The sequence below is a fragment of the Streptomyces aurantiacus genome (assembly GCF_001418335.1).
In the GTDB taxonomy this organism is placed as follows: Bacteria; Actinomycetota; Actinomycetes; order Streptomycetales; family Streptomycetaceae; genus Streptomyces; species Streptomyces aurantiacus.
Map to the genome: position 1 here is coordinate 23,923 of NZ_LIPP01000087.1, position 24,574 is coordinate 48,496.

At 70.1% G+C, this 24,574-nt stretch carries 18 protein-coding genes and 1 pseudogene; 12 read left to right on the top strand and 7 right to left on the bottom strand.

All coding sequences use genetic code 11. The features are described from left to right. Positions 1-337: 337 nt before the first annotated feature. The gene (locus AOK01_RS12730; protein ID WP_055511089.1) at positions 338-994 is read right to left on the bottom strand and encodes an MBL fold metallo-hydrolase; all 657 of its coding nucleotides are present in this window, start codon (positions 992-994) and stop codon (positions 338-340) included. Between the two features lie 10 nt (positions 995-1,004). Next, entirely contained in the window at positions 1,005-1,694 is a 690-nt protein-coding gene (locus AOK01_RS12735) for a maleylpyruvate isomerase family mycothiol-dependent enzyme (protein WP_055511090.1), read from the bottom strand. Positions 1,695-1,918: 224 nt separating this feature from the next. Here AOK01_RS12735 and uvrA point away from each other — a divergent pair, with 224 nt between their 5' ends. After that, complete coding sequence (uvrA, locus tag AOK01_RS12740) at positions 1,919-4,993, top strand: excinuclease ABC subunit UvrA (RefSeq protein WP_055511091.1); 3,075 nt, start codon at positions 1,919-1,921, stop codon at positions 4,991-4,993. 212 nt (positions 4,994-5,205) lie between these two features. Here the strand turns inward: uvrA and AOK01_RS12745 are convergent, their stop codons facing one another. From AOK01_RS12745 to AOK01_RS44075, 4 genes are all read right to left on the bottom strand, one after another. Continuing rightward, entirely contained in the window at positions 5,206-6,117 is a 912-nt protein-coding gene (locus AOK01_RS12745) for a carbohydrate kinase family protein (RefSeq protein WP_055511092.1), read from the bottom strand. Then, positions 6,114-7,154, bottom strand: coding sequence for a LacI family DNA-binding transcriptional regulator (locus AOK01_RS12750; RefSeq protein ID WP_055511093.1), 1,041 nt, complete (start codon positions 7,152-7,154; stop codon positions 6,114-6,116). The genes AOK01_RS12745 and AOK01_RS12750 overlap by 4 nt, the downstream gene beginning before the upstream one ends. 152 nt (positions 7,155-7,306) lie before the next feature. Beyond that, entirely contained in the window at positions 7,307-8,254 is a 948-nt protein-coding gene (locus tag AOK01_RS12755) for a hypothetical protein (protein WP_055511094.1), read from the bottom strand. A 509-nt stretch (positions 8,255-8,763) separates the two neighbouring features. Beyond that, complete coding sequence (locus tag AOK01_RS44075) at positions 8,764-8,934, bottom strand: hypothetical protein (protein WP_169800126.1); 171 nt, start codon at positions 8,932-8,934, stop codon at positions 8,764-8,766. Between the two features lie 338 nt (positions 8,935-9,272). Here AOK01_RS44075 and uvrC point away from each other — a divergent pair, with 338 nt between their 5' ends. The 11 genes from uvrC to pgi all read left to right on the top strand — a co-directional run bounded on the left by uvrC (position 9,273) and on the right by pgi (position 24,284). Next, positions 9,273-11,381, top strand: coding sequence for an excinuclease ABC subunit UvrC (gene uvrC, locus AOK01_RS12765; protein WP_055511096.1), 2,109 nt, complete (start codon positions 9,273-9,275; stop codon positions 11,379-11,381). Next, the gene (gene rapZ, locus AOK01_RS12770) at positions 11,378-12,580 is read left to right on the top strand and encodes an RNase adapter RapZ (protein WP_055511097.1); all 1,203 of its coding nucleotides are present in this window, start codon (positions 11,378-11,380) and stop codon (positions 12,578-12,580) included. The genes uvrC and rapZ overlap by 4 nt, the downstream gene beginning before the upstream one ends. Further along, a complete protein-coding gene (locus AOK01_RS12775; RefSeq protein WP_055511098.1) occupies positions 12,577-13,644 on the top strand; it encodes a gluconeogenesis factor YvcK family protein in 1,068 nt (355 codons plus the stop codon). The genes rapZ and AOK01_RS12775 overlap by 4 nt, the downstream gene beginning before the upstream one ends. After that, positions 13,635-14,624, top strand: a complete 990-nt coding sequence (whiA, locus tag AOK01_RS12780) for a DNA-binding protein WhiA (RefSeq protein ID WP_055511099.1) — start codon at positions 13,635-13,637, stop codon at positions 14,622-14,624. The genes AOK01_RS12775 and whiA overlap by 10 nt, the downstream gene beginning before the upstream one ends. Before the next feature lie 353 nt (positions 14,625-14,977). Continuing rightward, positions 14,978-17,929: a M14 family metallopeptidase gene (locus AOK01_RS12785; RefSeq protein WP_055511100.1), complete on the top strand. Its 2,952-nt coding sequence runs from the start codon at positions 14,978-14,980 to the stop codon at positions 17,927-17,929. Between the two features lie 240 nt (positions 17,930-18,169). Beyond that, a complete protein-coding gene (gene gap, locus AOK01_RS12790) occupies positions 18,170-19,180 on the top strand; it encodes a type I glyceraldehyde-3-phosphate dehydrogenase (RefSeq protein WP_055511101.1) in 1,011 nt (336 codons plus the stop codon). 137 nt (positions 19,181-19,317) lie between these two features. Further along, positions 19,318-20,529: a phosphoglycerate kinase gene (locus AOK01_RS12795; protein ID WP_055511102.1), complete on the top strand. Its 1,212-nt coding sequence runs from the start codon at positions 19,318-19,320 to the stop codon at positions 20,527-20,529. A 6-nt stretch (positions 20,530-20,535) separates the two neighbouring features. After that, on the top strand, positions 20,536-21,312 hold the full coding sequence (gene tpiA, locus AOK01_RS12800) for a triose-phosphate isomerase (RefSeq protein ID WP_055511103.1): 777 nt from the start codon (positions 20,536-20,538) through the stop codon (positions 21,310-21,312). A gap of 202 nt (positions 21,313-21,514) precedes the next feature. Continuing rightward, a complete protein-coding gene (gene secG / locus AOK01_RS12805; RefSeq protein WP_055511104.1) occupies positions 21,515-21,745 on the top strand; it encodes a preprotein translocase subunit SecG in 231 nt (76 codons plus the stop codon). Between the two features lie 235 nt (positions 21,746-21,980). Next, complete coding sequence (locus tag AOK01_RS12810; protein WP_003957010.1) at positions 21,981-22,316, top strand: RNA polymerase-binding protein RbpA; 336 nt, start codon at positions 21,981-21,983, stop codon at positions 22,314-22,316. Between the two features lie 312 nt (positions 22,317-22,628). Continuing rightward, the gene (gene pgi / locus AOK01_RS12815; protein ID WP_055511105.1) at positions 22,629-24,284 is read left to right on the top strand and encodes a glucose-6-phosphate isomerase; all 1,656 of its coding nucleotides are present in this window, start codon (positions 22,629-22,631) and stop codon (positions 24,282-24,284) included. Positions 24,285-24,491: 207 nt separating this feature from the next. On the opposite strand, the pseudogene AOK01_RS42625 reads toward pgi, so the two are convergent. Beyond that, positions 24,492-24,574 (bottom strand): annotated as a pseudogene (locus tag AOK01_RS42625) (6-phosphogluconolactonase); the annotation flags it as partial.

Here is a 24,574-nt window from a genome sequence, read left to right on the forward strand (position 1 = left end):
CCCGGGGCGGTGGCCGCCGGACGTCGGCCACCGCTGCCGAGCGGGGCCGCCGGCCGAGGGCGGGGATCGAATGGCCGGCGGCCCGTCCGCGCAGGAGCCGTCATCCTGTGCGGGACTGCTACCAGTGGACAGCGTGCCCCCGGGCGCGGGGAGCGCGCGCGGGGCACCGGCGTGAGCGCTCGGTTCACACGGGGCGCGCGCCGACGCGCGCGCTCCCCGGCATCGCATGCCGCAGCGGACGTCCCACAGACGTCCGCCCGCCTCCCGGCGGGCAGCCGACAGCGGACCGTTCACCGTCCCGCTCGCGGCACAGGCGGATGCACCAGCCCCGTGCGCTTCACCAGCCCCGTGCGCGCCACTCCGGCAGATGGGGCCGCTCCGAGCCCAGTGTCGTGTCGTTGCCGTGTCCCGGGTAGACCCAGGTCTCGTCGGGCAGGGTGCCGAAGATCTTCGTCTCGACATCGTGGATCAGACTGGCGAAGGCTTTCGGGTCCTTACGTGTGTTGCCCACACCACCCGGGAACAGACAGTCACCCGTGAACACATGAGGGTGCCCGTGCGGGTCGTCGTAGACCAGCGCGATCGAGCCGGGTGTGTGGCCCACCAGATGGCGCGCGGTCAGCTCCACGTGTCCCACCCGGATCGTGTCGCCGTCCCCGACCGGGACGTCCGTCGGGACGGGGATGCCGTCGACGTCGTCCCGTCCGGCGTACGTACGCGCGCCCGTGGTCGCCACCACCTCCGCGAGCGCCTGCCAGTGGTCGCCGTGCCGATGGGTGGTCACCACGGACGTGATCCCGTCGTCGCCGATCAGCGTGAGCAGCGTCCCGGCGTCGTCGGCCGCGTCGATCAGCAGCTGCTCGTCCGTGGCCCGGCAGCGCAGCACGTAGGCGTTGTTGTCCATCGGGCCGACCGCGACCTTGGAGATCATCAGGTCCCGCAGCTCGTGCACATCCGCAGGGCCGCCGACCTTCACCGCTCCGCTGTACGTCATACCGCTCAGCCTATAGCGGGGGCGGTACGGGAAGGGGTCCGCCCGCGACGAGCAGCTCGGCACCCTTCCGGCGCCCGGTGAGCCAGCCGAGCAGGACGGGGGCGGGACCTGTCACGGTGACCTCGGGCCCGCCTCCGGAGGCGCGTCCCGTGCTCCACGCGTGCGTGCCGTCCGTGACGCGGGTGGACGGGAGCTCGGGGTGCCCGGCGAAGCGGTCCGCGAGGAAGGCGACCTCCCGTTCCACGAACTCCGCGGGCAGGTCCTCCAGCTCGTACCCGAGCCCCAGGTCCACCCGGTGCAGCTCGACCTCGATCCACCGCCGGAACGGCAGCCGGGCCACCGAGTCGGTGACCCCGTTGCGCAGCTCCACGGTGCGGGACCAGTCGGCGAGTGCCGCCCCGCTCTCCTGGAAGCGGGCCGCGCTGTCGCGCAGGTCGGTGAGCTGTGTCTCCAGGGGCCTGGGGGCGTCCCGCTCGATGTCGGCGTCCCGGGCGCCCTCGGAGGCGTACATCGGCCGCCCCTCCAGGACGTTCACGAGGGCGTCCGCGTTGCGGGAGAGATGAGCCAGGACATGGCCACGGCTCCAGCCGGGCAGCCGTGACGGTTGGGTCACAGAAGCGTTGTCCAGCCCGGCGACTGCGCTGAGCAGCCGATCGGTCGCGTCACGTACAGACGCCAGGTCGCGCACATGATCATTCATGCGTCCGACGATAGCCCCGCCACACGTTCGGGTGAAGGTGGTGGACAGCCTCCGCAAATCGAATGCGCGTGCTATATGGTCATGGGCGGCGCCTGGCATTCTTGGAAGCCCGGGATTGTTCTCATCGAGACGAACCGAACCGGCGTTGTCAGTGGCTCCCCCTAGTCTGAGAAAGACGTGGGGCCTCGCCCCTGTCACTTCTCTCAAGAAAGGTGCGGACCGGCGTGGCCGACCGTCTCATCGTCCGTGGAGCGCGCGAGCACAACCTGAAGAATGTCTCGCTCGACCTCCCGCGCGACTCGCTCATCGTCTTCACGGGCCTGTCGGGGTCGGGCAAGTCCTCGCTGGCCTTCGACACGATCTTCGCCGAGGGACAGCGGCGCTACGTGGAATCGCTGTCCTCGTACGCCCGGCAGTTCCTCGGCCAGATGGACAAGCCGGACGTCGACTTCATCGAGGGCCTCTCCCCTGCGGTCTCCATCGACCAGAAGTCGACCTCGCGCAACCCGCGCTCGACGGTCGGCACCATCACCGAGGTCTACGACTACCTGCGTCTGCTCTTCGCGCGCATCGGCAAGCCGCACTGCCCCGAGTGCGGCCGTCCCATCTCGCGCCAGTCGCCGCAGGCCATCGTCGACAAGGTCCTGGAGCTCCCGCAGGGCAGCCGCTTCCAGGTGCTCTCGCCGCTGGTGCGTGAGCGCAAGGGAGAGTTCGTCGACCTCTTCGCCGACCTCCAGACCAAGGGGTACAGCAGGGCCCGGGTCGACGGCGAGACGATCCAGCTCACCGAGCCGCCCACGCTGAAGAAGCAGGAGAAGCACACCATCGAGGTGGTCGTCGACCGCCTCACGGTCAAGGACGGCGCCAAGCGCCGCCTGACCGACTCCGTGGAGACCGCGCTCGGCCTCTCCGGAGGCATGGTCGTGCTCGATTTCGTCGACCTCCCGGCCGATGACCCCGAGCGCGAGCGTATGTACTCCGAGCACCTGTACTGCGCGTACGACGACCTGTCCTTCGAGGAGATGGAGCCCCGCTCCTTCTCCTTCAACTCGCCCTTCGGCGCCTGCCCGGAGTGCTCCGGCATCGGCACGCGCATGGAGGTCGATGCCGAGCTGATCGTCCCGGACGAGGACAAGTCCCTCGACGAGGGCGCCATCCACCCCTGGTCGCACGGGCACACCAAGGACTACTTCGCGCGCCTGATCGGAGCCCTCGCGGACGCGTTGGGATTCCGGACCGACATCCCCTTCGCCGGTCTCCCGCAGCGCGCCAAGAAGGCCCTCCTGTACGGGCACAAGACGCAGATCGAGGTCCGCTACCGGAACCGGTACGGCAGAGAGCGTGTGTACACCACGCCCTTCGAAGGCGCCGTCCCCTTCGTGAAGCGCCGGCACGGCGAGGCCGAGAGCGACGCGAGCCGCGAGCGCTTCGAGGGCTACATGCGCGAGGTGCCCTGTCCCACCTGTGAGGGCACGCGCCTCAAGCCGGTCGTCCTCGCGGTCACGGTCATGGAGAAGTCCATCGCCGAGGTCGCCGCCATGTCCATCAGCGACTGCGCGGAGTTCCTGGGCGAGCTCAAGCTCGACGCCCGCGACAAGAAGATCGCCGAGCGCGTCCTGAAGGAGGTCAACGAACGGCTGCGGTTCCTGGTCGACGTCGGCCTCGACTACCTGTCGCTGAACCGCGCGGCGGGCACCCTCTCCGGCGGCGAGGCCCAGCGCATCCGGCTGGCCACCCAGATCGGCTCCGGCCTCGTAGGCGTCCTGTACGTCCTGGACGAGCCCTCCATCGGTCTGCACCAGCGGGACAACCACCGCCTCATCGAGACCCTCGTCCGGCTGCGCGACATGGGCAACACGCTCATCGTCGTCGAGCACGACGAGGACACCATCAAGGTCGCCGACTGGATCGTCGACATCGGTCCCGGCGCGGGCGAGCACGGCGGCCACGTCGTGCACAGTGGCTCCCTGAAGGAGCTCCTCGCCAACGAGGAGTCGCAGACCGGTCAGTACCTGTCCGGCAAGAAGGCCATCCCGCTGCCCGACATCCGGCGCCCGCGCGACCCTTCCCGGCAGCTCACGGTGCACGGAGCCCGTGAGAACAACCTCCAAGACATCGACGTGTCGTTCCCGCTGGGCGTCCTCACGGCCGTCACGGGAGTCTCGGGCTCCGGCAAGTCCACGCTGGTCAACGACATCCTGTACACGCACCTGGCCCGCGAGTTGAACGGCGCCAGGAGCGTTCCCGGCCGTCACACGCGCGTGGACGGCGACGACCTCGTCGACAAGGTCGTGCACGTCGACCAGTCGCCCATCGGCCGCACCCCCCGGTCGAACCCGGCGACGTACACAGGCGTCTTCGACCACGTCCGCAAGCTGTTCGCCGAGACCACCGAGGCGAAGGTGCGCGGCTACCTGCCCGGCCGCTTCTCCTTCAACGTCAAGGGCGGCCGCTGCGAGAACTGCTCGGGCGACGGCACGATCAAGATCGAGATGAACTTCCTCCCGGACGTGTACGTCCCGTGCGAGGTCTGCCACGGTGCCCGCTACAACCGGGAGACCCTGGACGTCCACTACAAGGGCAAGTCCATCGCCGACGTCCTGAACATGCCGATCGAGGAAGCCATGAACTTCTTCGACGCGGTCCCGCGGATCTCCCGTCACCTCACGACGCTGAACGACGTCGGCCTCGGCTATGTCAGGCTCGGCCAGTCCGCGACGACCCTGTCCGGCGGTGAGGCCCAGCGCGTGAAGCTCGCCAGCGAGCTCCAGAAGCGGTCCACCGGAAGCACGGTGTACGTCCTGGACGAGCCGACCACCGGCCTGCACTTCGAGGACATCAGCAAGCTGCTCGTCGTCCTGTCCGGTCTGGTCGAGAAGGGCAACACGGTCATCGTCATCGAGCACAACCTCGATGTCATCAAGACCGCGGACTGGGTCGTCGACATGGGTCCCGAGGGCGGCGGCGGCGGTGGCCTCGTCATCGCCGAGGGCACGCCCGAGGAGGTCGCCGGGGTGCCGGCCAGCCACACGGGCAAGTTCCTGCGGGAGGTCCTGGGCGCCGAGCGCGTCAGCGACGCCCCGCAGGCGAAGCCCGCGCGCAAGGCCGCCGCCAGGACGGCCGTGGCGGCCAGGTCGACGACGAGGAAGACGGCGACGGCCAGGACCACGACGGCGAAGTCCGCGGCGGCCAAGACCACCGCGGCCAAGGGCGCCAACGGCACGGCAGCCGAGAAGGCGACCGCGGTCACGAAGAAGGCGGCCCCGGCCAAGAAGACGACCCGGGCCCGCAAGGCCTGAACCGGCTCCAGGGCCGTGTGGTCCTGTACGTCGTCACCGTCACGCGCCGCGCCCCACGGGATCCCCCGTGGGGCGCGGCGCGTTGTGGAACCCTGCCGGGGGTTCCACCCAGGGGTGCCGGGTCAGGCCGTCTTGTGTCTGCGGGCCGTCGTGGCCGATCGCGCAGTTCCCCGCGCCCCTTCGGGGCGCCACCCTGTTGAGATCGAGGTCGCTCAGAGGGCGCCCAGCTCATGGGCGTACGGCGGTTCCGCGCCGGCTCGGGAGCAGGTGATCGCCGCGGCCCGTGCGGCGAACCGCAGCAACTCGCCCCAGCCGTCGGCCCCCAGCCCTGTCACCGCGGCGCCGGACAACGCGTCGCGGGAGGCGAGGCCGTGCAGCAGCGCCGCGTTCACCGTGTCGCCCGCGCCGATCGTGTCCACCACGTCGACCGGTTCGCCCGGCATGGAGTACTCACCGCCGTCACGGGTGAAGGCGGTCAGTCCGTCACCGCCCCGCGTGATCACGACGGCCGAGGGACCCGAGGCCAGCCACTCGCGCGGTGTGCCGCCCAGCCAGCGGGCGTCGTCCTCGGACAGCTTGAGCAGCGACACCGACGGCAACCAGCTCTTGAAGCGGGCCCGGTAGGCGTCGGGATCGGAGATGAGCCCCGCGCGAATGTTCGGATCGAGCGTGGTGAACACGCCCTGCGCGGACGCGCTCCGCATCAGTTCCTCGTACGCGCTCGCCCCCGGCTCCAGGACCAGCGAACAGGTACCGAAGGACACCGCCCGCGTCCCGTCCGGGAGTCGGGCGGGCGCCGAGAACAACCGGTCCGCGGTGCCCTCGACGTAGAAGGAGTAACCGGCGGAACCGTCCGAGGCGATGGACGCGACGGCGAGGGTCGTGGGCTCGGCGCCCCGCTGCACGGACGACACGTCGACGCCGGCCTCGCGCAGCCCGCCGACCAGGGCCTCGCCGAAGGCGTCGGCAGATACCCGGGAGCAGAAGGCCGTGGGGGAGCCGAGCCGGCCCAGCGACACGGCGGTGTTGTACGGGCCGCCGCCGCGGCGCGGGGTGAGCCCGGCGAGCGCGCCCGACTCGCTGGGCACCAGGTCTATCAGGGCCTCACCTGCGACGACGATCACGAGTCGGTTCCTTTCCCGGGGCAGCCGCACGAGGTGCGGTGGACGAAGGCGGAGGGCAGCCGGACCGTACGGGCCGCGCGGCCGGGGGAGTCCAGCCGTTCAAGCAGCAGCCGCACGGCCTGCGCCCCGATCTCCTTGCTGGGCTGGGAGATCGCGGTGAGCCGGGGCGAGAAGAGGTCCGCCCAGGAGAAGTCGTCGAAGCAGCACAGGGCCAGATCGGCGGGCACGGTCAGACCCCGCGCGCGTACGGCCCGCAGGGCGCCGATGGTCATCGCGTTGTTGGCGGTGACGAGCGCTGTCGGCGGTGCCGGGAGGGACAGCAGGGCGTCCGTCGCCCGCTCGGCGCCCGTCGCCTCGGAGTTGCCGGGGACCACGAGCCGCTCGTCGTACGCCAGTCCCGCGTACGCCAGGCCGTGCCGGTAGCCGGTGATCCGCTCGCTCGTCGTGCTGAGCCCCGAAAGGCCCGCGACCAGGCCGATCCTCCGGTGGCCCAGTTCGGCGAGGTGGGTGACCAGGCGGGTGACGGGCTCGGCGTTCTCCGCACACACCTGGTCGAACGCGAAACCGGGCACCGGGCCCTGGTCGACCCCGTCGACCAGCCGGTCCAGGAACACCGTCGGTACGCCGTGCCGCCCGAGGTAGCCGATCAGCTCCCGCGGCTCCGAGGAGGGCGCGACGATCATGCCGTCCACGCGTCGTTCGTGCAGCAGCCGGACCACCTTGCGTTCATGCTCCGGGTCGTCGTGCGGGTCCGCGATCAACAGGCTGTATCCGTGTTCCAGGGCGCCCGCCTCCACGCCCTGGAGGATCTCGGTGAAGTAGGGGTTGCTGATCGCCGACACCGCGAGCCCGATGGACCGTGTGCGGGCGGTGACCAGGGATCTGGCCAGGCTGTTCGTGGTGTACCCGAGTGTGTCGATGGCGTCGAGCACGGCCTGGCGGGTGTGCGGCAGCACCGGGCGCGTGTCGTTGAGGACGTGCGACACCGTCGCGACGGATACGCCCGCGTGCCGGGCCACGTCGGCCATCGTCGCCATGCTGCCCTCCCCGGAACGGTCTGCCCGCCCGCGAAAGTACCCCATGCGGCGAGGGACGTAAACGCTTACGTAAGCGTTTACGTCGAGGGAGGGGAGCTCAGCGGGGGCTCAGTGAAGGCCCATCACCCTCAGCCCCATCACTCCCAGTCCCATCACTCCCAGTCCCACCCGATTCCGACGATCCCCGAGCGCACCCGCTGCTCCACCATGTGGACCGACCGGTGGCGCCCGCTCAGCGTCAGTTCCTGCCGGCCGCTGCGGGGCGCCGCCGCCGAGTGCTGGGTGAACCGGTGACAGCGCACGGGCAGCGCCTCCTCGGCGAACCGCACCTCCAGGGCGTACTGCCCGCCGGAGAAGCCGAACCCGCGGACGTACTCGCTGGACGCGCCGGCCGTGCCGTCCTCGACGCCGTAGCGGAACAGGAAGGTGTCGCCCGACCGCAGCCGGGTGTCGAAGAGCAGCTCCGCCACGAGCACGCCGGTCTCGTGGTGCCACAGCACGCGTCCGGCACGGCAGTTCTCCAGGGCGTGCACGGCCATGCGCTCCGGGGTGCAGCCGGGGTCGCCGTGGTGGACGGCCACATAGCGGTCGACCCCGTCCTTGTGGGCCCGCACGATGTGCTGGGAGTCGCGCCCCAGCAGCTCGCGGCGGGCGCCGATCCGTACCCGTTCGTGATGGCCGAGGGCGAGCAGCCCGCCGTCGAGCGGTGAGTCGAGCTCGGCCAGCAGCTTCTCCAGGGCGCCGGAGGCCTCGACCAGCGAGCGGTAGGAGCGGGCCGCGGGCCGTTCCGCGCCGGTGAGCTCGTCCGCCGTCGTGAGCAGCCTGATCAGTGACTCGTCCGGCAGCTGGAGTATCTCCTCCAGGGCGCGCACGGCTCGCAGCGACTCGGCGCGCTGGGGGCGCCGGGCGCCCTGCTGCCAGTAACTCAGGCTCGTCACGCCGACCTTGACCCCGTAGCGCGTCAGATGGTGCTGTACGCGCTGCAGCGGCAGTCCGCGGGCGGTGATCGCGGCGCGCAGCGCGACATGGAAGGGGCCGCCCCGCAGGGCCGTCTCCAGTTCCGCCGTGGCGACGTCCGCGTGCTGTGTGCCGTGCCGCATGCAGGGCCCTTTCTGTGAATGCTCACAACGGCTGGTCGGGCCGTTCGCGCTGTTCGTAGGGGCCGCCCGGTCGGCGTACGGGAAAGGTTCACCTGCGTACGCCGTGGTGCCCGGCCCAAGTAATCCCGCATTGAAGCCTGTTGACCAGGCCCGGACAACACTTGATGCGTAACTTCGCTGAAGCCCGACGCACCGAGGGCGCCCCGGGGCGTCCGGGACGTCCCGGACGCGCCGCTTCACCCCTCACCACGCGCAATCGGGCGGGGGCGGCACGTACATCGTGAGGCTGCCGCGGTGTCTTCACGCGGCATCCGGTACGCGGTACGCGGCAGGTGGGGCCGACAGCCGGTGAGAGCTGCGGGACCAGGGAAGGCGGACAGGGGGCGGCCCGGAGCGCAGGCGGTGGGCGCCCGACGAGGGAGCGTCCTGGACGGGTCTTCACCCGTACGTGCCACGCCTGTGCTCCGGGCCGCCGTCACGCCTCACGAACGGTGCGGCAGCCGTCCGGCTCAGGTGCGGCCGTCGCCGCCCTGCCGGGCCGGCCGCAGGCGCTTGGCGCGCACGATGTCGGGGTCGCGGGGATCGAGGCCGGACAGCAGGCCGTCGCCGTACCGCTCCTCGTCCTGGTACGGGCGGACCCGGACCGACCGCCGTGTCTTCTCGATCCGTGTCTGTCGCATCTTCCGCAGCCCTTCGGTCATCGATCCGACGCCTGTGTCCGAGGCGGCGGGTCCACCTGCATCTGCACTGGTACGAGCATTGCCCCGAATTGTCTTCGGGTCGTCACGGCCAGCACCCGAAACGGGTTCCGGTCCACCACAATTGCCCACCTCCTGGCAGCTGTAACCTTCAACGTCCGGTCGGCTGCAAGACGTGGGCCGGGAAGTGGGCCGGGACGGCACGCCCCGGACGCGTGCGGCAGCGGCCGGCCGAGTGGCCGGTGAGCGCCGCGGTTCGCGGTCGGCCCGGGGACTGGCGGGCCGTCGCGCTGTCATACCCCGCCAGTAGGGTGGGAGACATGGCCGACCCCTCCAGCTACCGCCCCAAGCCGGGACAGATCCCCGACTCCCCAGGGGTCTACAGATTCCGCGACGAGCACCGCCGGGTGATCTACGTCGGGAAGGCGAAGAGCCTGCGCCAGCGCCTGGCCAGCTACTTCCAGGACCTCTCCGGCCTCCACCCGCGTACGCGCACGATGGTCACCACGGCCGCCTCGGTGGAGTGGACAGTGGTGTCCACGGAGGTCGAGGCGCTCCAGCTGGAGTACTCCTGGATCAAGGAGTACGACCCCCGGTTCAACGTCAAGTACCGCGACGACAAGAGCTACCCGTACCTCGCGGTCACCATGAACGAGCAGTTTCCGCGGGTGCAGGTGATGCGCGGCCAGAAGAAGAAGGGCGTGCGCTACTTCGGTCCGTACGGGCACGCGTGGGCGATCCGCGACACCGTGGACCTCCTGCTGCGCGTCTTCCCCGTACGGACGTGCTCCACGGGCGTGTTCAAGAACGCCGAGCGGTCGGGCCGGCCCTGTCTGCTCGGTTACATCGGCAAGTGCTCCGCGCCCTGCGTCGGGCGAGTCTCGGCCGAGGAGCACCGGGAACTCGCCGAGGAGTTCAGCGACTTCATGACCGGTCGCACGGGGACGTACATCCGTCGCCTGGAACGGCAGATGACGGATGCCGCCGAGGACATGGAGTACGAGCGCGCGGCCCGTCTGCGCGACGACATCGGGGCCCTCAAGAAGGCCATGGAGAAGAGCGCCGTCGTGCTCGCCGACGCGACGGACGCCGATCTGATCGCGCTCGCCGAGGACGAGCTGGAAGCCGCCGTGCAGATCTTCCACGTACGCGGCGGCCGGGTGCGCGGCCAGCGCGGCTGGGTCACCGACAAGGTCGAGGCGGTCACTACGGCAGGCCTGGTCGAGCACGCGCTCCAGCAGCTGTACGGAGAGGAGACCGGCGACTCCGTACCCAAGGAGGTGCTGGTCCCGGCGCTGCCCGACCCCGTGGAGCCCGTCCAGGAGTGGCTCACCGAGCGGCGCGGGTCGAACGTGTCGCTGCGGATTCCGCAGCGCGGTGACAAGAAGGCCCTCATGGAGACGGTCCAGCGCAACGCGCTCCAGGCGCTCGGCCTCCACAAGACCAAGCGCGCCTCCGACCTGACCACCCGCTCCCGCGCGCTGGAGGAGATCTCCGAGGCCCTCGGCCTGGACAGCGTGCCCCTGCGGATCGAGTGCTACGACATCTCGCACCTCCAGGGCGACGACGTCGTGGCGTCGATGGTCGTCTTCGAGGACGGCCTGCAGCGCAAGAGCGAGTACCGGCGCTTCCAGATCAAGGGCTTCGAGGGCCAGGACGACGTCCGGTCCATGCACGAGGTGATCACACGCCGCTTCAAGCGGTACCTGGGGGAGAAGGAGAAGACCGGCGAGTGGGCCGACGGCGAGACCGGCTTCACGGAGGAGGACGGGCGGCCCAAGCGGTTCGCGTACCCGCCGCAGCTGGTCGTCGTGGACGGCGGCAAGCCGCAGGTCGCCGCCGCCCAGCGGGCCCTGGACGAGCTGGGCATCGACGACATCGTCGTCTGCGGCCTCGCCAAGCGGCTCGAAGAGGTCTGGCTGCCCGGCGACGACGACCCGGTGGTACTGCCACGTACCAGTGAAGGGCTCTATCTTCTTCAGCGTGTGCGCGACGAGGCGCACCGCTTCGCGATCACCTACCAGCGCGCCAAGCGGGCCCGGCGTTTCAGGGCGAGCCCGCTCGATGACGTGCCGGGCCTCGGGGAGACGCGCAAGCAGGCGCTGATCAAGCATTTCGGTTCGGTGAAAAGGCTGCGATCCGCGACAATCGACCAGATCTGCGAGGTTCCCGGCATAGGCCGCAAGACGGCCGAGTCGATCGCCGTGGCCTTCGCCCAGGCGGCTCCGGTGGCTCCCGCCGTGAACACCGCGACCGGAGAGATCATCGAAGACGAGGATCACGAAGATCACGAGGCCCGCGAGGAGAACGTGGATCGCGTGGAGAACGTGGATCGCATGGAGGACGCGGCACCCGAGGCGACGGCGGGGGCCGTGGGGGAGCCCGTGTCCGCGGGCGCCTCGGACGAGCGACGGGGGCAGGAGAGATGACCGAGCACGAGCAGCATGAGCAGGGAGAACCGGCGGCACGGCGCACGCCGGACGCCGAAGAACCGCATGCGGACGCGGCCGCGAACGCAGCCGCGAGCGCGGCCGGGGAACCACGCACAGCTGAAACCGAGTCATCGCACAAGGAAGCGCGCGAAGCTGGTGCGCGGCGGACGACGGCGGCCGGCGTGGCCGGTACCGACGATCCGTCCGGCACCGACGACGCAGCCGACGCAGCCGACGCAGCCGGCACGGGCGGCACGGGCGACGAAGCGGTACTGAAAGATGGAGCGGAAGTGAACACGGGCACGATCATCGAGACGGCCGGCGTCCCCGAGACGGCCATTCCGGAGCTGGTGATCATCTCCGGGATGTCGGGCGCGGGCCGGTCCACCGCCGCCAAGTGTCTGGAGGACCTGGGCTGGTTCGTCGTCGACAACCTGCCGCCCGCGCTGATCCCCACCATGGTGGAGCTCGGCGCCCGCTCGCAGGGGAACGTGGCGAGGATCGCGGTCGTCGTCGACGTCCGTGGCCGCCGCTTCTTCGACAACCTGCGCGAGTCCCTCGCCGACCTGGAGACCAAGAACGTCACACGGCGGATCGTCTTCCTGGAGTCCTCCGAGGACGCCCTGGTGCGCCGCTTCGAGTCCGTGCGCAGGCCGCATCCCCTCCAGGGCGACGGCCGCATCGTCGACGGCATCGCCGCCGAGCGCGAACTGCTGCGCGAGCTGCGCGGCGACGCCGACCTGGTGATCGACACCTCCAGCCTGAACGTGCACGAGCTGCGCGCCAAGATGGACGCCCAGTTCGCCGGGGAGGAGGAGCCCGAGCTGCGGGCCACCGTCATGTCCTTCGGCTTCAAGTACGGCCTGCCGGTCGACGCCGACCTGGTCGCGGACATGCGGTTCCTGCCCAACCCGCACTGGGTCCCGGAGCTGCGCCAGTACACCGGGCTCAACGAGGAGGTGGCCTCGTACGTCTTCAACCAGCCCGGCGCCAAGGAGTTCCTGGACCGGTACGCCGAACTGCTGCACCTCATCCGGACCGGGTACCGCCGTGAGGGCAAGCGCTATGTGACCATCGCGGTCGGCTGCACCGGCGGCAAGCACCGCTCCGTCGCCATGTCCGAGAGGCTTGCCGCCCGCCTGGTGTCCGAGGGAGTGGAGACGGTCGTCGTCCACCGGGACATGGGCCGGGAATGACGGAACGCTCTCTGCGGCTGAGCCGGCTGCGGCGTGTGGGCGCCGAAGGACGCGGCGGCAAGCCCGCCGAGTCCCGCGGCGCCAAGCCGCGCCGCCGCGGCGCCCAGCCCAAGGTCGTCGCACTGGGCGGGGGCATGGGCCTGTCCGCCTCGCTCACCGCCCTGCGCCGCATCACCGGCGACCTCACCGCGGTCGTCACGGTCGCCGACGACGGCGGTTCCAGCGGCCGTCTGCGCGACGAGCTGGGCGTGCTTCCGCCTGGTGACCTGCGCAAGGCCCTGGCCGCGCTGTGCGGCGACGACGACTGGGGGCAGACCTGGGCCCGCGTCATCCAGCACCGCTTCCAGTCCCAGGGCGAACTGCACGAGCACGCGGTCGGCAATCTGCTGATCGTCGCCCTGTGGGAACAGCTCGGCGACCATGTGCAGGCCCTGGACCTGGTCGGCAGGCTGCTGGGCGCGCACGGCAGGGTGCTGCCCATGTCCGCCGTACCGCTGGAGCTCCAGGCGCTGGTCAAGGGCCACGACCCGGAGCGGCCCGAGGACGTCGACACCGTCCGGGGCCAGGCGAACGTGGCCCTCACGCCCGGTGAGGTGCAGTCCGTGCACCTCATGCCGAACGACCCGCCGGCCGTGCCCGAGGCCGTCGCCGCGGTCCTCGACGCGGACTGGGTGGTCCTCGGTCCCGGCTCCTGGTTCTCCTCGGTGATCCCGCACCTGCTGGTGCCCGAGCTGCTCGACGCCCTCACCGAGACGAAGGCGCGCCGGGTCCTCCCGCTGAACCTCGCGCCGCAGCCCGGAGAAACAGAAGGCTTCTCCCCGCAGCGTCATTTGGAGGTTTTGGGACGACACGCCCCTAAACTCGCCCTGGACGTGGTGTTGGCCGACGAGGCCGCCGTGCCCGACCGTGACTCACTCACCGACGCCGCGAAACGGTTCGGTGCCGCGGTCGAGCTGGCGCCGGTGGCCAGGACCGACGGGACTCCGAGGCACGACCCGGAGCTGTTGGCCGCCGCGTACGACCGTATTTTTCGGATGCATGGAAGGATCGGCCCATGGCGATGACGGCAGCGGTGAAGGACGAGATCTCCCGGCTTCCCGTCACCCGGACCTGCTGCAGAAAGGCGGAGGTCTCCGCCATCCTGCGGTTCGCGGGCGGCCTTCACCTGGTGAGCGGGCGCATCGTGATCGAGGCGGAGCTGGACACCGCGATGGCGGCACGACGGCTGAAGCGGGACATCCTGGAGATTTTCGGCCACAGTTCCGAGCTGATCGTGATGGCACCCGGCGGACTGCGCCGCGCCTCGCACTACGTCGTCCGGGTTGTCGCCGGTGGTGACCAGCTGGCCCGCCAGACCGGCCTCGTGGACGGCCGTGGCCGCCCGATCAGGGGTCTGCCGCCACAGGTGGTCTCGGGGGCCACCTGCGACGCCGAGGCGGCCTGGCGCGGGGCCTTCCTGGCCCACGGCTCGCTCACCGAGCCCGGCCGCTCGTCCTCCCTGGAGGTGACCTGCCCGGGTCCGGAGGCCGCGCTCGCGCTGGTCGGCGCCGCCCGGCGTCTGTCGATCGCCGCGAAGGCCCGCGAGGTGCGCGGCGTGGACCGGGTCGTCGTCCGTGACGGGGACGCCATCGGCGCGCTCCTGACCCGCCTCGGCGCCCACGAGTCCGTGCTGGCCTGGGAGGAGCGGCGGATGCGCCGCGAGGTCCGCGCCACCGCGAACCGCCTCGCCAACTTCGACGACGCCAACCTGCGCCGCTCGGCCCGGGCCGCCGTCGCCGCCGGCGCGCGCGTGCAGCGTGCCCTTGAGATCCTCGCGGACGAGGTTCCGGAGCACCTGGCCGCCGCCGGGCGCCTGCGCATGGAGCACAAGCAGGCTTCCCTGGAGGAGCTGGGCGCACTCGCCGAGCCGCCCCTGACCAAGGACGCCGTGGCGGGCCGTATCCGCCGGCTCCTCGCGATGGCCGACAAGCGGGCCCAGGACCTCGGAATCCCGGGCACGGAGTCCACGCTCAGCGAGGAGATGGCGGACAACCTCGTCGGCTGACCGGCTGACCGCCCGCCGGCGCGTCGTATCCACGGACGCGGGTACGGACAACGGGTGCGGGTCAGCTGTGGCCGGTCGCGCAGTTCCCCGCGCCCCTAGGGCCCTTCTGATACCCAGGAGCGCGGGGAACTGTGCGAGCAATCCCCACCGGCCCGCACCTGGCAAGCAGCCCCGCTCCGCCTCCCCCACGTCTCCGTCGCTCCCGCAAACGCACCTCAACGCACCTCGACGCACGACCATTTGGGGTAACCGTGTCCGTGTCGCGCCGCCGGGGCACCGTCTTGACTTGACCATGAAGTGTCATGACCCTGGCACCTGTTCGCCGCTGTGGCGGACTCCTGCAAGGGGGGCTCATGAGACGAAGAGCGAGATCGATCCTCGCTGCCGGCGCGCTCCTGCTCGGCGGAGTGGCCGTCGCGCCGATGGCACAGGCGGAACCCGGCGCACCGGCCGGCCCGGGCGCGGACGAGGTCAAGGTCTTCCGCGCGGACGTCACCAAGGAGCAGGTACCCCTGCTTCTCGCGGTCGGCCAGGACAGTCACGAGCTGGGCGAACGAGTGCCGCAGAAGGGCACGGCCACGGTCGAGGTCTACCTCACCGACAAGCAGGCCGAGCAGTTGGAGGACAAGGGCGTCGACCTCGCCGAACACAAACTCTCGGCCACGGCACGCGCGCGCGTGGCGGCTGCCGGGGACGGGGTCTACCGGCCGTACAGCGGCGCGGGCAACCTCAAGGAAGAAATTCTCAGGACCGGGCAGCGGAACCCGGCCCTGACGAAGGTCGTCTCCATCGGCAAGACCCTCCAGGGGCAGGACATCCTGGCCGTCAAGCTCACCAAGGGCGCCAAGAAGACCAAGGACGGCGCCAAGCCCGCCACGCTGTACATGTCCAACCAGCACGCCCGTGAGTGGATCACGCCCGAGATGACCCGGCGCCTGATGCACTACTACCTGGACAACTACGGCAAGGACAAGCGCGTCACCCGGCTCGTGGACTCCACCGAGCTGTGGTTCGTCCTGTCCGCGAACCCGGACGGCTACGACTGGACGTTCAAGCCCGAGGGCGACCGCCAGTGGCGCAAGAACCTGCGGGACGTCAACGGCGACGGGGCCCTGACGACGGGCGACGGCGTCGACCTCAACCGCAACTTCGCCTACAAGTGGGGCTACGACGACGAGGGCTCGTCCCCGTACCCGACCAGCCAGACCTACCGCGGCGCGAGCCCCGGCTCCGAGCCCGAGACCAAGGCGCTCGACGCCTTCGAGAAGCGCATCGGCTTCGAGTACGGCATCAACTACCACTCCGCCGCCGAACTGCTCCTCTACGGAGTCGGCTGGCAGGTGGCGACCCCGAGCCCCGACGACGTGCTCTACAAGTCCCTCGCCGGCACCCCCGAGAACTCGGCGATCCCCGGCTACCACCCGCAGGTGTCCTCCGAGCTCTACACGACCAACGGCGAGGCCGACGGACACGCGTCCAACGTCAACGGCACGGCGATGTTCACCCCCGAGATGTCGACCTGCCAGACCGTGTCGAACCTCGACCCGAACGACGCCTGGAACGCGGCCGACTGCGCCTCGGTCTTCACCTTCCCCGACGACGAGAAGCTGATCCAGCAGGAGTTCGCGAAGAACATCCCGTTCGCGCTCTCCGTCGCCGAGTCGGCGGCCGCGCCCGACCGGCCGAAGTCCTCGGTCGGCATCGACGCCCCCGACTTCACCCCGGCCACCTTCACGACGTCGTACTCCCGCGGCGCCGACCAGGAGGTCTCCGTGGTCGCCCGCAAGTCCGTACGCGACAAGGAGCTCAGGTACCGCGTCAACGACGGCCGTACGAAGGACCGGGCGCTCAAACACTGGAAGGGCGGCGAGACCTACGGCGGCGAGGACGACCTCTACTTCGACGAGTACCGCGCGCTGGTCCAGGACGGCGAGCCGGGCGACAAGGTCGAGGTCTGGTTCAGCGGCAGGACCCGGAGCGGGAAGCCCACCTCCAGCGAGCACTTCACGTACACGGTCGCCGAACGGCCGCGTGCCGACACGCTCGTGGTCGCCGAGGAGGGAGCGGCGGCGACGAAGGCCCAGACCTACGTCGAGGCCCTGAAGGCCAACGGCCGCAAGCCCCTCGTATGGGACGTCACCACCCAGGGCGCGCCCGACGCGCTCGGCGTCCTCGGCCACTTCGGCACGGTCGTCCACCACACCGGCGCCGACCGTCCCGGATACACCACCCAGCTGCAGCTGCGCGCCTACCTCAACGAGGGCGGCAAGCTGATCGAGGCGGGCGAGCAGGCGGGCGGCCAGGTCGCGCTGCCGGGCGCCCTGACGAACGACTTCAGCCAGTACTACCTCGGCGCCTACTCCCGTACGACGACTCCGGGCGTCACGGCCTTCACCGGCTCGGGGAAGCTCACGGGCGCCGCGGGACCGCTCGGCGACACGCCCGGCAATCCGCTGAACGCGGCGGGCGCCTACAGCGTCACCTCGGACACCCTGCCCGCCGCCACGTACCCGCAGTTCGCGAGCGCGGGCGCCGGGGCGTATCCGGGCACCGTCAACCCGTACGGCCCCTACGAGGGCGCGTCCATGGCGGCCGTCACGCACTCCGACTTCGCCTGGAACCGCCTCACCCGCACCATCGACCTCACCTCGGTGAGCGCGGCCGACGCGCCCGCCCTGCGTACGAGGCTCCTGTGGGACACCGAGGAGGGGTACGACCACGCGGTCCTGGAGGCGCACACCGCCGGTGCCGACGACTGGACCACGCTCCCGGACAAGGGCGGCGCCACCGGCACCGCGGTGCCCGCCGAGTGCGAGGCCGGGTACTTCATCCAGGCGCACCCCGCCCTCACTCGCTACCTGACCCGGGGCGAGGGCGGCTGCGTCCCGACCGGCACGAGCGGCTCCTGGAACAGCTTCACCGGGGCCTCCGACGGCTGGCAGCAGGTCGAGTTCGACCTGTCCGCGTACGCCGGGAAGACCGTGGAGGTGTCGCTCAGCTACATCACCGACCCGGGTTCCGGCGGGCACGGAGTCCTCGCCGACAACACCTCCGTCGTGACCGGCGGCACGGCCGCCGGGACCGAGGGCTTCGAGACGTCCCTCGGCGCCTGGAAGGTCGCGGGGCCGCCCGCGGGCAGCCCCGCGGTCATCCAGGACTGGGGCATCTCCGGCGAGCTCTTCAAGACGTACGGCGCGGTCACCACGCGGGACACCGTGCTCTTCGGCTTCGGCCTGGAGCACGTCACCACGGCGGCCGACCGCACGGCCCTGCTCGGTAAGGCGCTGGCCGCCCTGCGCGGCTGACCCGGACGGAAGGGACTGACACGGACCGAAGGGGACTCCAGCCCTCCGGCCCGGAGATTCACCGGAAGTCCCCCGAGGCGGCCCGTACCCCCTACTGGCGGGTACGGGTCGCCTCGCCGCGTATGGGGCATCTCGATGTCACCCCGGGAGCCTCAGGGAGGTAGGGTCGTAGGCGGTCGGGGACATCCCATACAACTCGCCGGCGTACACAGCCGGCGTACCTAACGAGGAGATCGGTTCGTGACGATCCGCGTAGGCATCAACGGCTTTGGCCGCATCGGTCGTAACTACTTCCGCGCGCTGCTGGAGCAGGGTGCTGACATCGAGATCGTGGCTGTCAACGACCTGGGTGACACCGCGACCACCGCTCATCTGCTCAAATACGACACCATTCTGGGCCGTCTCAAGGCCGAGGTGTCGCACACCGCAGACACGATCACCGTCGATGGGCACACCATCAAGGTGCTCTCGGAGCGCAACCCCGCCGACATCCCGTGGGGCGACCTCGGCGTCGACATCGTCATCGAGTCGACCGGCATCTTCACCAAGAAGGCCGACGCCGAGAAGCACATCGCGGGCGGCGCCAAGAAGGTCCTCATCTCGGCTCCGGCCAAGGACGAGGACATCACCATCGTGATGGGCGTCAACCAGGACAAGTACGACGCGGCCAGCCATCACGTCATCTCCAACGCCTCCTGCACCACCAACTGTGTGGCGCCGATGGCGAAGGTTCTCGACGAGAACTTCGGCATCGTCAAGGGCCTGATGACGACGGTCCACGCGTACACGAACGACCAGCGCATCCTGGACTTCCCGCACTCGGACCTGCGCCGCGCCCGCGCCGCCGCCGAGAACATCATCCCGACCACCACGGGTGCCGCCAAGGCCACCGCGCTGGTCCTCCCGCAGCTCAAGGGCAAGCTCGACGGCATCGCGATGCGCGTCCCGGTCCCGACGGGATCGGCCACCGACCTGGTCGTCACGCTGCAGCGCGAGGTCACCAAGGACGAGGTCAACGCCGCGTTCAAGAAGGCCTCCGACGACGGCGACCTCAAGGGCTACCTGACCTACACCGAGGACCCGATCGTCTCCTCGGACATCGTCGGCGACCCGGCCTCCTGCACCTTCGACTCGTCCCTGACCATGGTCCAGGACGGCACGTCGGTGAAGATCCTCGGCTGGTACGACAACGAGTGGGGCTACTCCAACCGCCTCGTCGACCTCACGGTCTTCGTCGGCGGCCAGCTCTAGGTCCCAGAGCAAGGCACCTCGATGTGAGCACAGGGCCCGGGCAGCGCACCGCCGCGCACCCCGGGCCCTGTGTCACGTGCTGATCGACCAGCCCTTACTCGGATACTCGGACAAAAGAGCCTCCTAGGAGTCCACTTATGAAGACGATCGACGAACTTCTGGCCGAAGGGGCCGACGGCAAGCGGGTCTTCGTGCGCGCCGACCTGAACGTGCCGCTGGCCGACGGCCGCATCACCGACGACGGCCGCATCCGCGCCGTACTGCCGACCGTCAAGGCCCTCGCCGCGGCCGGCGCCAAGGTGATCGTCGCCTCGCACCTGGGCCGCCCCAAGGGAGCCCCGGACCCCGCCTTCTCGCTGCTGCCCGCCGCCGAGCGGCTCGGCGAACTCCTCGGCGCGCCCGTCGCGTTCGCCCAGGACACCGTCGGCCCCGCCGCCCACGACGCCGTGAACGGGCTGCAGCCCGGACAGGTGGCGGTCATCGAGAACCTGCGCTTCAACGCCGGCGAAACGTCCAAGGACGACACCGAGCGCGGCGAGTTCGCCGATCAGCTGGCCGCCCTGGCCGATGTCTACGTGGGCGACGGATTCGGCGCCGTGCACCGCAAGCACGCCTCGGTCTTCGACCTCCCCGCGCGGCTGCCGCACTACGCGGGCCACCTCATCGCCACCGAGGTCGGTGTCCTGAAAAAGCTCACCGAGGACGTCGCGCGCCCCTACGTGGTCGCTCTCGGCGGCTCCAAGGTCTCCGACAAGCTCGCCGTCATCGACCAGCTGCTCGGCAAGGCCGACAAGCTGCTCATCGGCGGCGGCATGGCCTTCACCTTCCTCAAGGCCAAGGGGTACGAGGTCGGCATCTCGCTCCTCCAGGAGGACCAGCTCCCGGCCGTCAAGGAGTACATCGAGCGCGCGGAGAAGAGCGGTGTCGAGCTGGTCCTGCCCGTCGACGTCGTGGTCGGCCCCGCGTTCCCGGACCTGAAGACCAAGGCTCCGGCCGGCTCCACCACCGTCGCCGCGGACGCCGTCCCCGCCGACCGGATGGGCCTGGACATCGGTCCTGAGTCCGACAAGCTGTACGCCTCGAAACTCACCGACGCGGCCACCGTCTTCTGGAACGGTCCGATGGGCGTCTTCGAGCACCCCGAGTACGCCGAGGGCACCAAGGCGGTCGCCCAGGCCCTTCTCGACTCCCAGGCCTTCACGGTCGTCGGCGGTGGCGACTCCGCCGCGGCCGTCCGCACCCTGGGCTTCGACGAAAACGCGTTCGGCCACATCTCGACCGGTGGCGGCGCCTCCCTCGAATACCTTGAGGGCAAGACGCTGCCCGGTCTCGCCGCACTGGAGGACTGACCCCGCATGACCACTCGTACGCCGCTGATGGCCGGCAACTGGAAGATGAACCTCAACCACCTTGAGGCCATCGCCCACGTCCAGAAGCTCGCCTTCGCCCTGGCCGACAAGGACTACGACGCCTGTGAGGTCGCGGTCCTGCCGCCCTTCACGGACCTGCGTTCGGTACAGACCCTGGTCGACGGCGACAAACTCAAGATCAAGTACGGCGCCCAGGACATCTCCGCGCACGACTCCGGCGCCTACACCGGCGAGATCTCCGGCGCCATGCTGGCCAAGCTCAAGTGCACGTACGTGGCGATCGGCCACTCCGAGCGCCGCCAGTACCACGCCGAGACCGACGAGATCGTCAACGCCAAGGTGCGGGCCGCCCACAAGCACGGCCTCACCCCGATCCTGTGCGTCGGTGAGGAGCTGGAGGTCCGCGAGGCGGGCGAGCACGTCGCGCACACGCTCAGCCAGGTCGAGGGCGGCCTCAAGGACGTCCCTGCCGAGCAGGCCGAGTCGATCGTCATCGCGTACGAGCCCGTCTGGGCCATCGGCACCGGCAAGGTCTGCGGCGCCGACGACGCCCAGGAGGTCTGCGCGGCGATCCGCGGCAAGCTCGCCGAGCTGTACTCGCAGGAGGTGGCCGACGCCGTCCGTATCCAGTACGGCGGCTCGGTGAAGTCCGGGAACGTCGCGGAGATCATGGCGAAGCCCGACATCGACGGTGCCCTGGTCGGCGGCGCGGCTCTGGACGCCGAGGACTTCGTCAAGATCGTCCGGTTCCGCGACCAGTAGGACCAGTAGGACCAGCAGGAGCAGTAAGACCCGTGGCGCGACCGGTAAGACCGGTAAGTCGTGCTCCGGAGGTGGGCCGCCAGGCCGCGAGTATGCGGTAGCGGCGTTACGTCGTACCCTTGCGGGGGCCGGGCGGCTTCGTACCCGAAGCACCGGCCCCCGTCGTCCGTCCAAGTCCTAGGAAGTTGGTCCAGCCGTGGTTATGGGGTTCTCGATCGCCCTGATCGTCTTCAGCCTGTTGCTGATGCTGCTGGTGCTGATGCACAAGGGGAAGGGCGGCGGCCTGTCCGACATGTTCGGTGGCGGCATGCAGTCGTCCGTCGGCGGTTCCTCGGTCGCCGAGCGCAACCTCGACCGCATCACCGTGGTGGTCGGACTGCTGTGGTTCGCCTCCATCGTGGTGCTGGGCATCGTGATGAAGGTCAACAACTGACCACCGGCACCATCGGTACGGCAGCACAGACGCACATTACGCAAGCACATTGCGCACGTAAGGCCCCATGTCCGGTACGCGCCCGCAGGCGCGGCCTATCATGGGGCCTGCGTCTGTGTGTGGAGGTGTAACTCCTGTCACTGGACGCGCGTTGGGCCTTACGTAGACTGAGGCGCCCGCAGCGAAGCGTCACGCCGACTCGCTTCGCGGCACCATCACGCAGGGAGTTACGACCGTGGCAAGTGGCAACGCGATCCGAGGAAGCCGGGTCGGGGCGGGGCCGATGGGCGAGGCCGAGCGTGGCGAGTCCGCGCCACGGCTGCGCATCTCCTTCTGGTGCTCCAACGGGCACGAGACGCAGCCCAGCTTCGCCAGCGACGCGCAGGTCCCCGACACCTGGGACTGCCCCCGCTGCGGCTTTCCCGCCGGACAGGACAGGGACAACCCGCCGGACCCGCCGCGCACCGAGCCGTACAAGACGCACCTCGCGTACGTACGGGAGCGGCGCAGCGACGCGGACGGCGAGGCCATCCTCGCCGAGGCGCTCGCCAAACTGCGGGGCGAGATCTAGGAGTTGAGAGCCGGCCGGCCGACACCGAGAGGTGTCCGGCCGGCTGTGTCGTGTGCGCGGCCGTGCTTTCGCGCGGCCGTATTTCTCATACGGGCGTATTTATCGTACGCCTGCGGTCGCACAGCCCCGCGGCCCATTGTCAGTGGTGCCCTCTACGGTTCTTGGAGTGACGGAATCGCAGGGGGCGGACGTATCTGTTGTTGAGCCGGACGGCGGCGGGACGACACCTCACGCCGCAGCCTGATCAATTAGGTTGGGACCGGCAGCGGGGCAAGGTACGCAGCACAGGCAGGAAAGAGGCGGAACTCCGAGATGAACGCAGACAGCCGCACCAGGCTCAACCAGACGCCCGAGTGGACCGCTCTGGCCGAGCACCGGAAGGAACTCGCCGAGACGCAGCTGCGCGAGCTGTTCGACCGGAACCCGGGACGCGGCACCGCATACACCCTGCGCGTCGGCGATCTGCACGTCGACTACTCCAAGCACCTGGTCACCGACCGGACACTGCGGCTGCTGCGTGAGCTGGCCGCGGCGACGGACGTGTTCGGCCTGCGGGACGCCCTCTTCGGCGGCGAGAAGATCAACACGACCGAGGACCGGGCGGTCCTGCACACCGCGTTGCGCGCCCCGCGCGACGCGGTCGTCGAGGTCGACGGGGAGAACGTGGTACCGGCGGTGCACGCGGTCCTCGACAAGATGTCCGGCTTCGCCGAGCGCGTCCGCTCCGGCGAGTGGACCGGGCACACCGGCAGGCGCATCAAGAACGTGGTGAACATCGGCATCGGCGGCTCCGACCTGGGCCCGGCGATGGCGTACGAGGCACTGCGGTCCTTCACCGACCGGGACCTGACCGTCCGCTTCGTGTCGAACGTGGACGGGGCCGACCTGCACGAGGCCGTGCGGGACCTGGACCCGGCCGAGACGCTGTTCGTCATCGCCTCGAAGACCTTCACCACCATCGAGACGATCACCAACGCGACGTCGGCGCGCGACTGGCTGCTGACCGAGCTGAAGGCCGGCCAGGAGGCCGTGGCCAAGCACTTCGTGGCGCTGTCGACGAACGCCGGGAAGGTCGCCGACTTCGGCATCGACACGGCCAACATGTTCGAGTTCTGGGACTGGGTCGGCGGGCGCTACTCCTTCGACTCCGCGATCGGCCTGTCCCTGATGATCGCGATCGGCCCGGACCGCTTCCGGGAGCTGCTCGACGGCTTCCACCTCGTCGACGAGCACTTCCGCACCGCGCCCGCCGAGTCCAACGTGCCGTTGCTGCTGGGTCTGTTGGGCGTCTGGTACGGCAACTTCCACGACGCGCAGTCGCACGCGGTGCTGCCGTACTCGCACTACCTGTCCAAGTTCACGGCGTACTTGCAGCAGCTGGACATGGAGTCCAACGGCAAGTCCGTGGACCGCCAGGGCCGCCCCGTCGAATGGCAGACCGGCCCGGTCGTGTGGGGCACGCCCGGCACCAACGGGCAGCACGCGTACTACCAGCTCATCCACCAGGGCACGAAGGTCATCCCGGCGGACTTCATCGGCTTCGCCGAGCCGGTCGCCGAGCTCAGCGACGGGCTCAAGGCGCAGCACGACCTGCTGATGGCCAACTTCTTCGCGCAGACGCAGGCGTTGGCCTTCGGCAAGACGCCGGACGAGGTGCGGGCGGAGGGTGTGCCCGAGGAACTGGTGCCGCACAAGACGTTCAAGGGGAACCATCCGACGACCACGATCCTCGCGCGGGAGCTGACTCCGTCGGTCCTCGGGCAACTCATCGCGCTCTACGAGCACAAGGTGTTCGTGCAGGGGGCGATCTGGGACGTCGACTCGTTCGACCAGTGGGGTGTGGAGCTCGGCAAGGTCCTTGCGAAGCGGGTTGAGCCGGCGCTTACGGAGGGGGTGGATGTGCCTGGTCTGGACGAGTCCACGGCTGCCCTCGTGGCGACGTACCGGGAGTTGCGGGGCCGGGGGTAGTGGGGCCGGGGGTAGTGGGGCAGGCGCGGGTGCGCTGTGGCTGGCCGCGCAGTTCCCCGCGCCCCTGAAAGACTGCGCAGTTCCCCGCGCCCCTAAAAGACAAAAGACTGCGCAGGTCCCCGCGCCTATGGGTACCTAGGGGCGCGGGGAACTGCGCAACGGGGGTTCGGGGGCGGAGCCCCCGAGGCGGTGACCGGGGCCCACCTGTCAGGGGGAAGCCGGCGGGTACAGCGAGCGCGGCAACGCGGACGCCGCCGCCGCGTCCAGCAGCCACAGCGGGCGGGACCGGC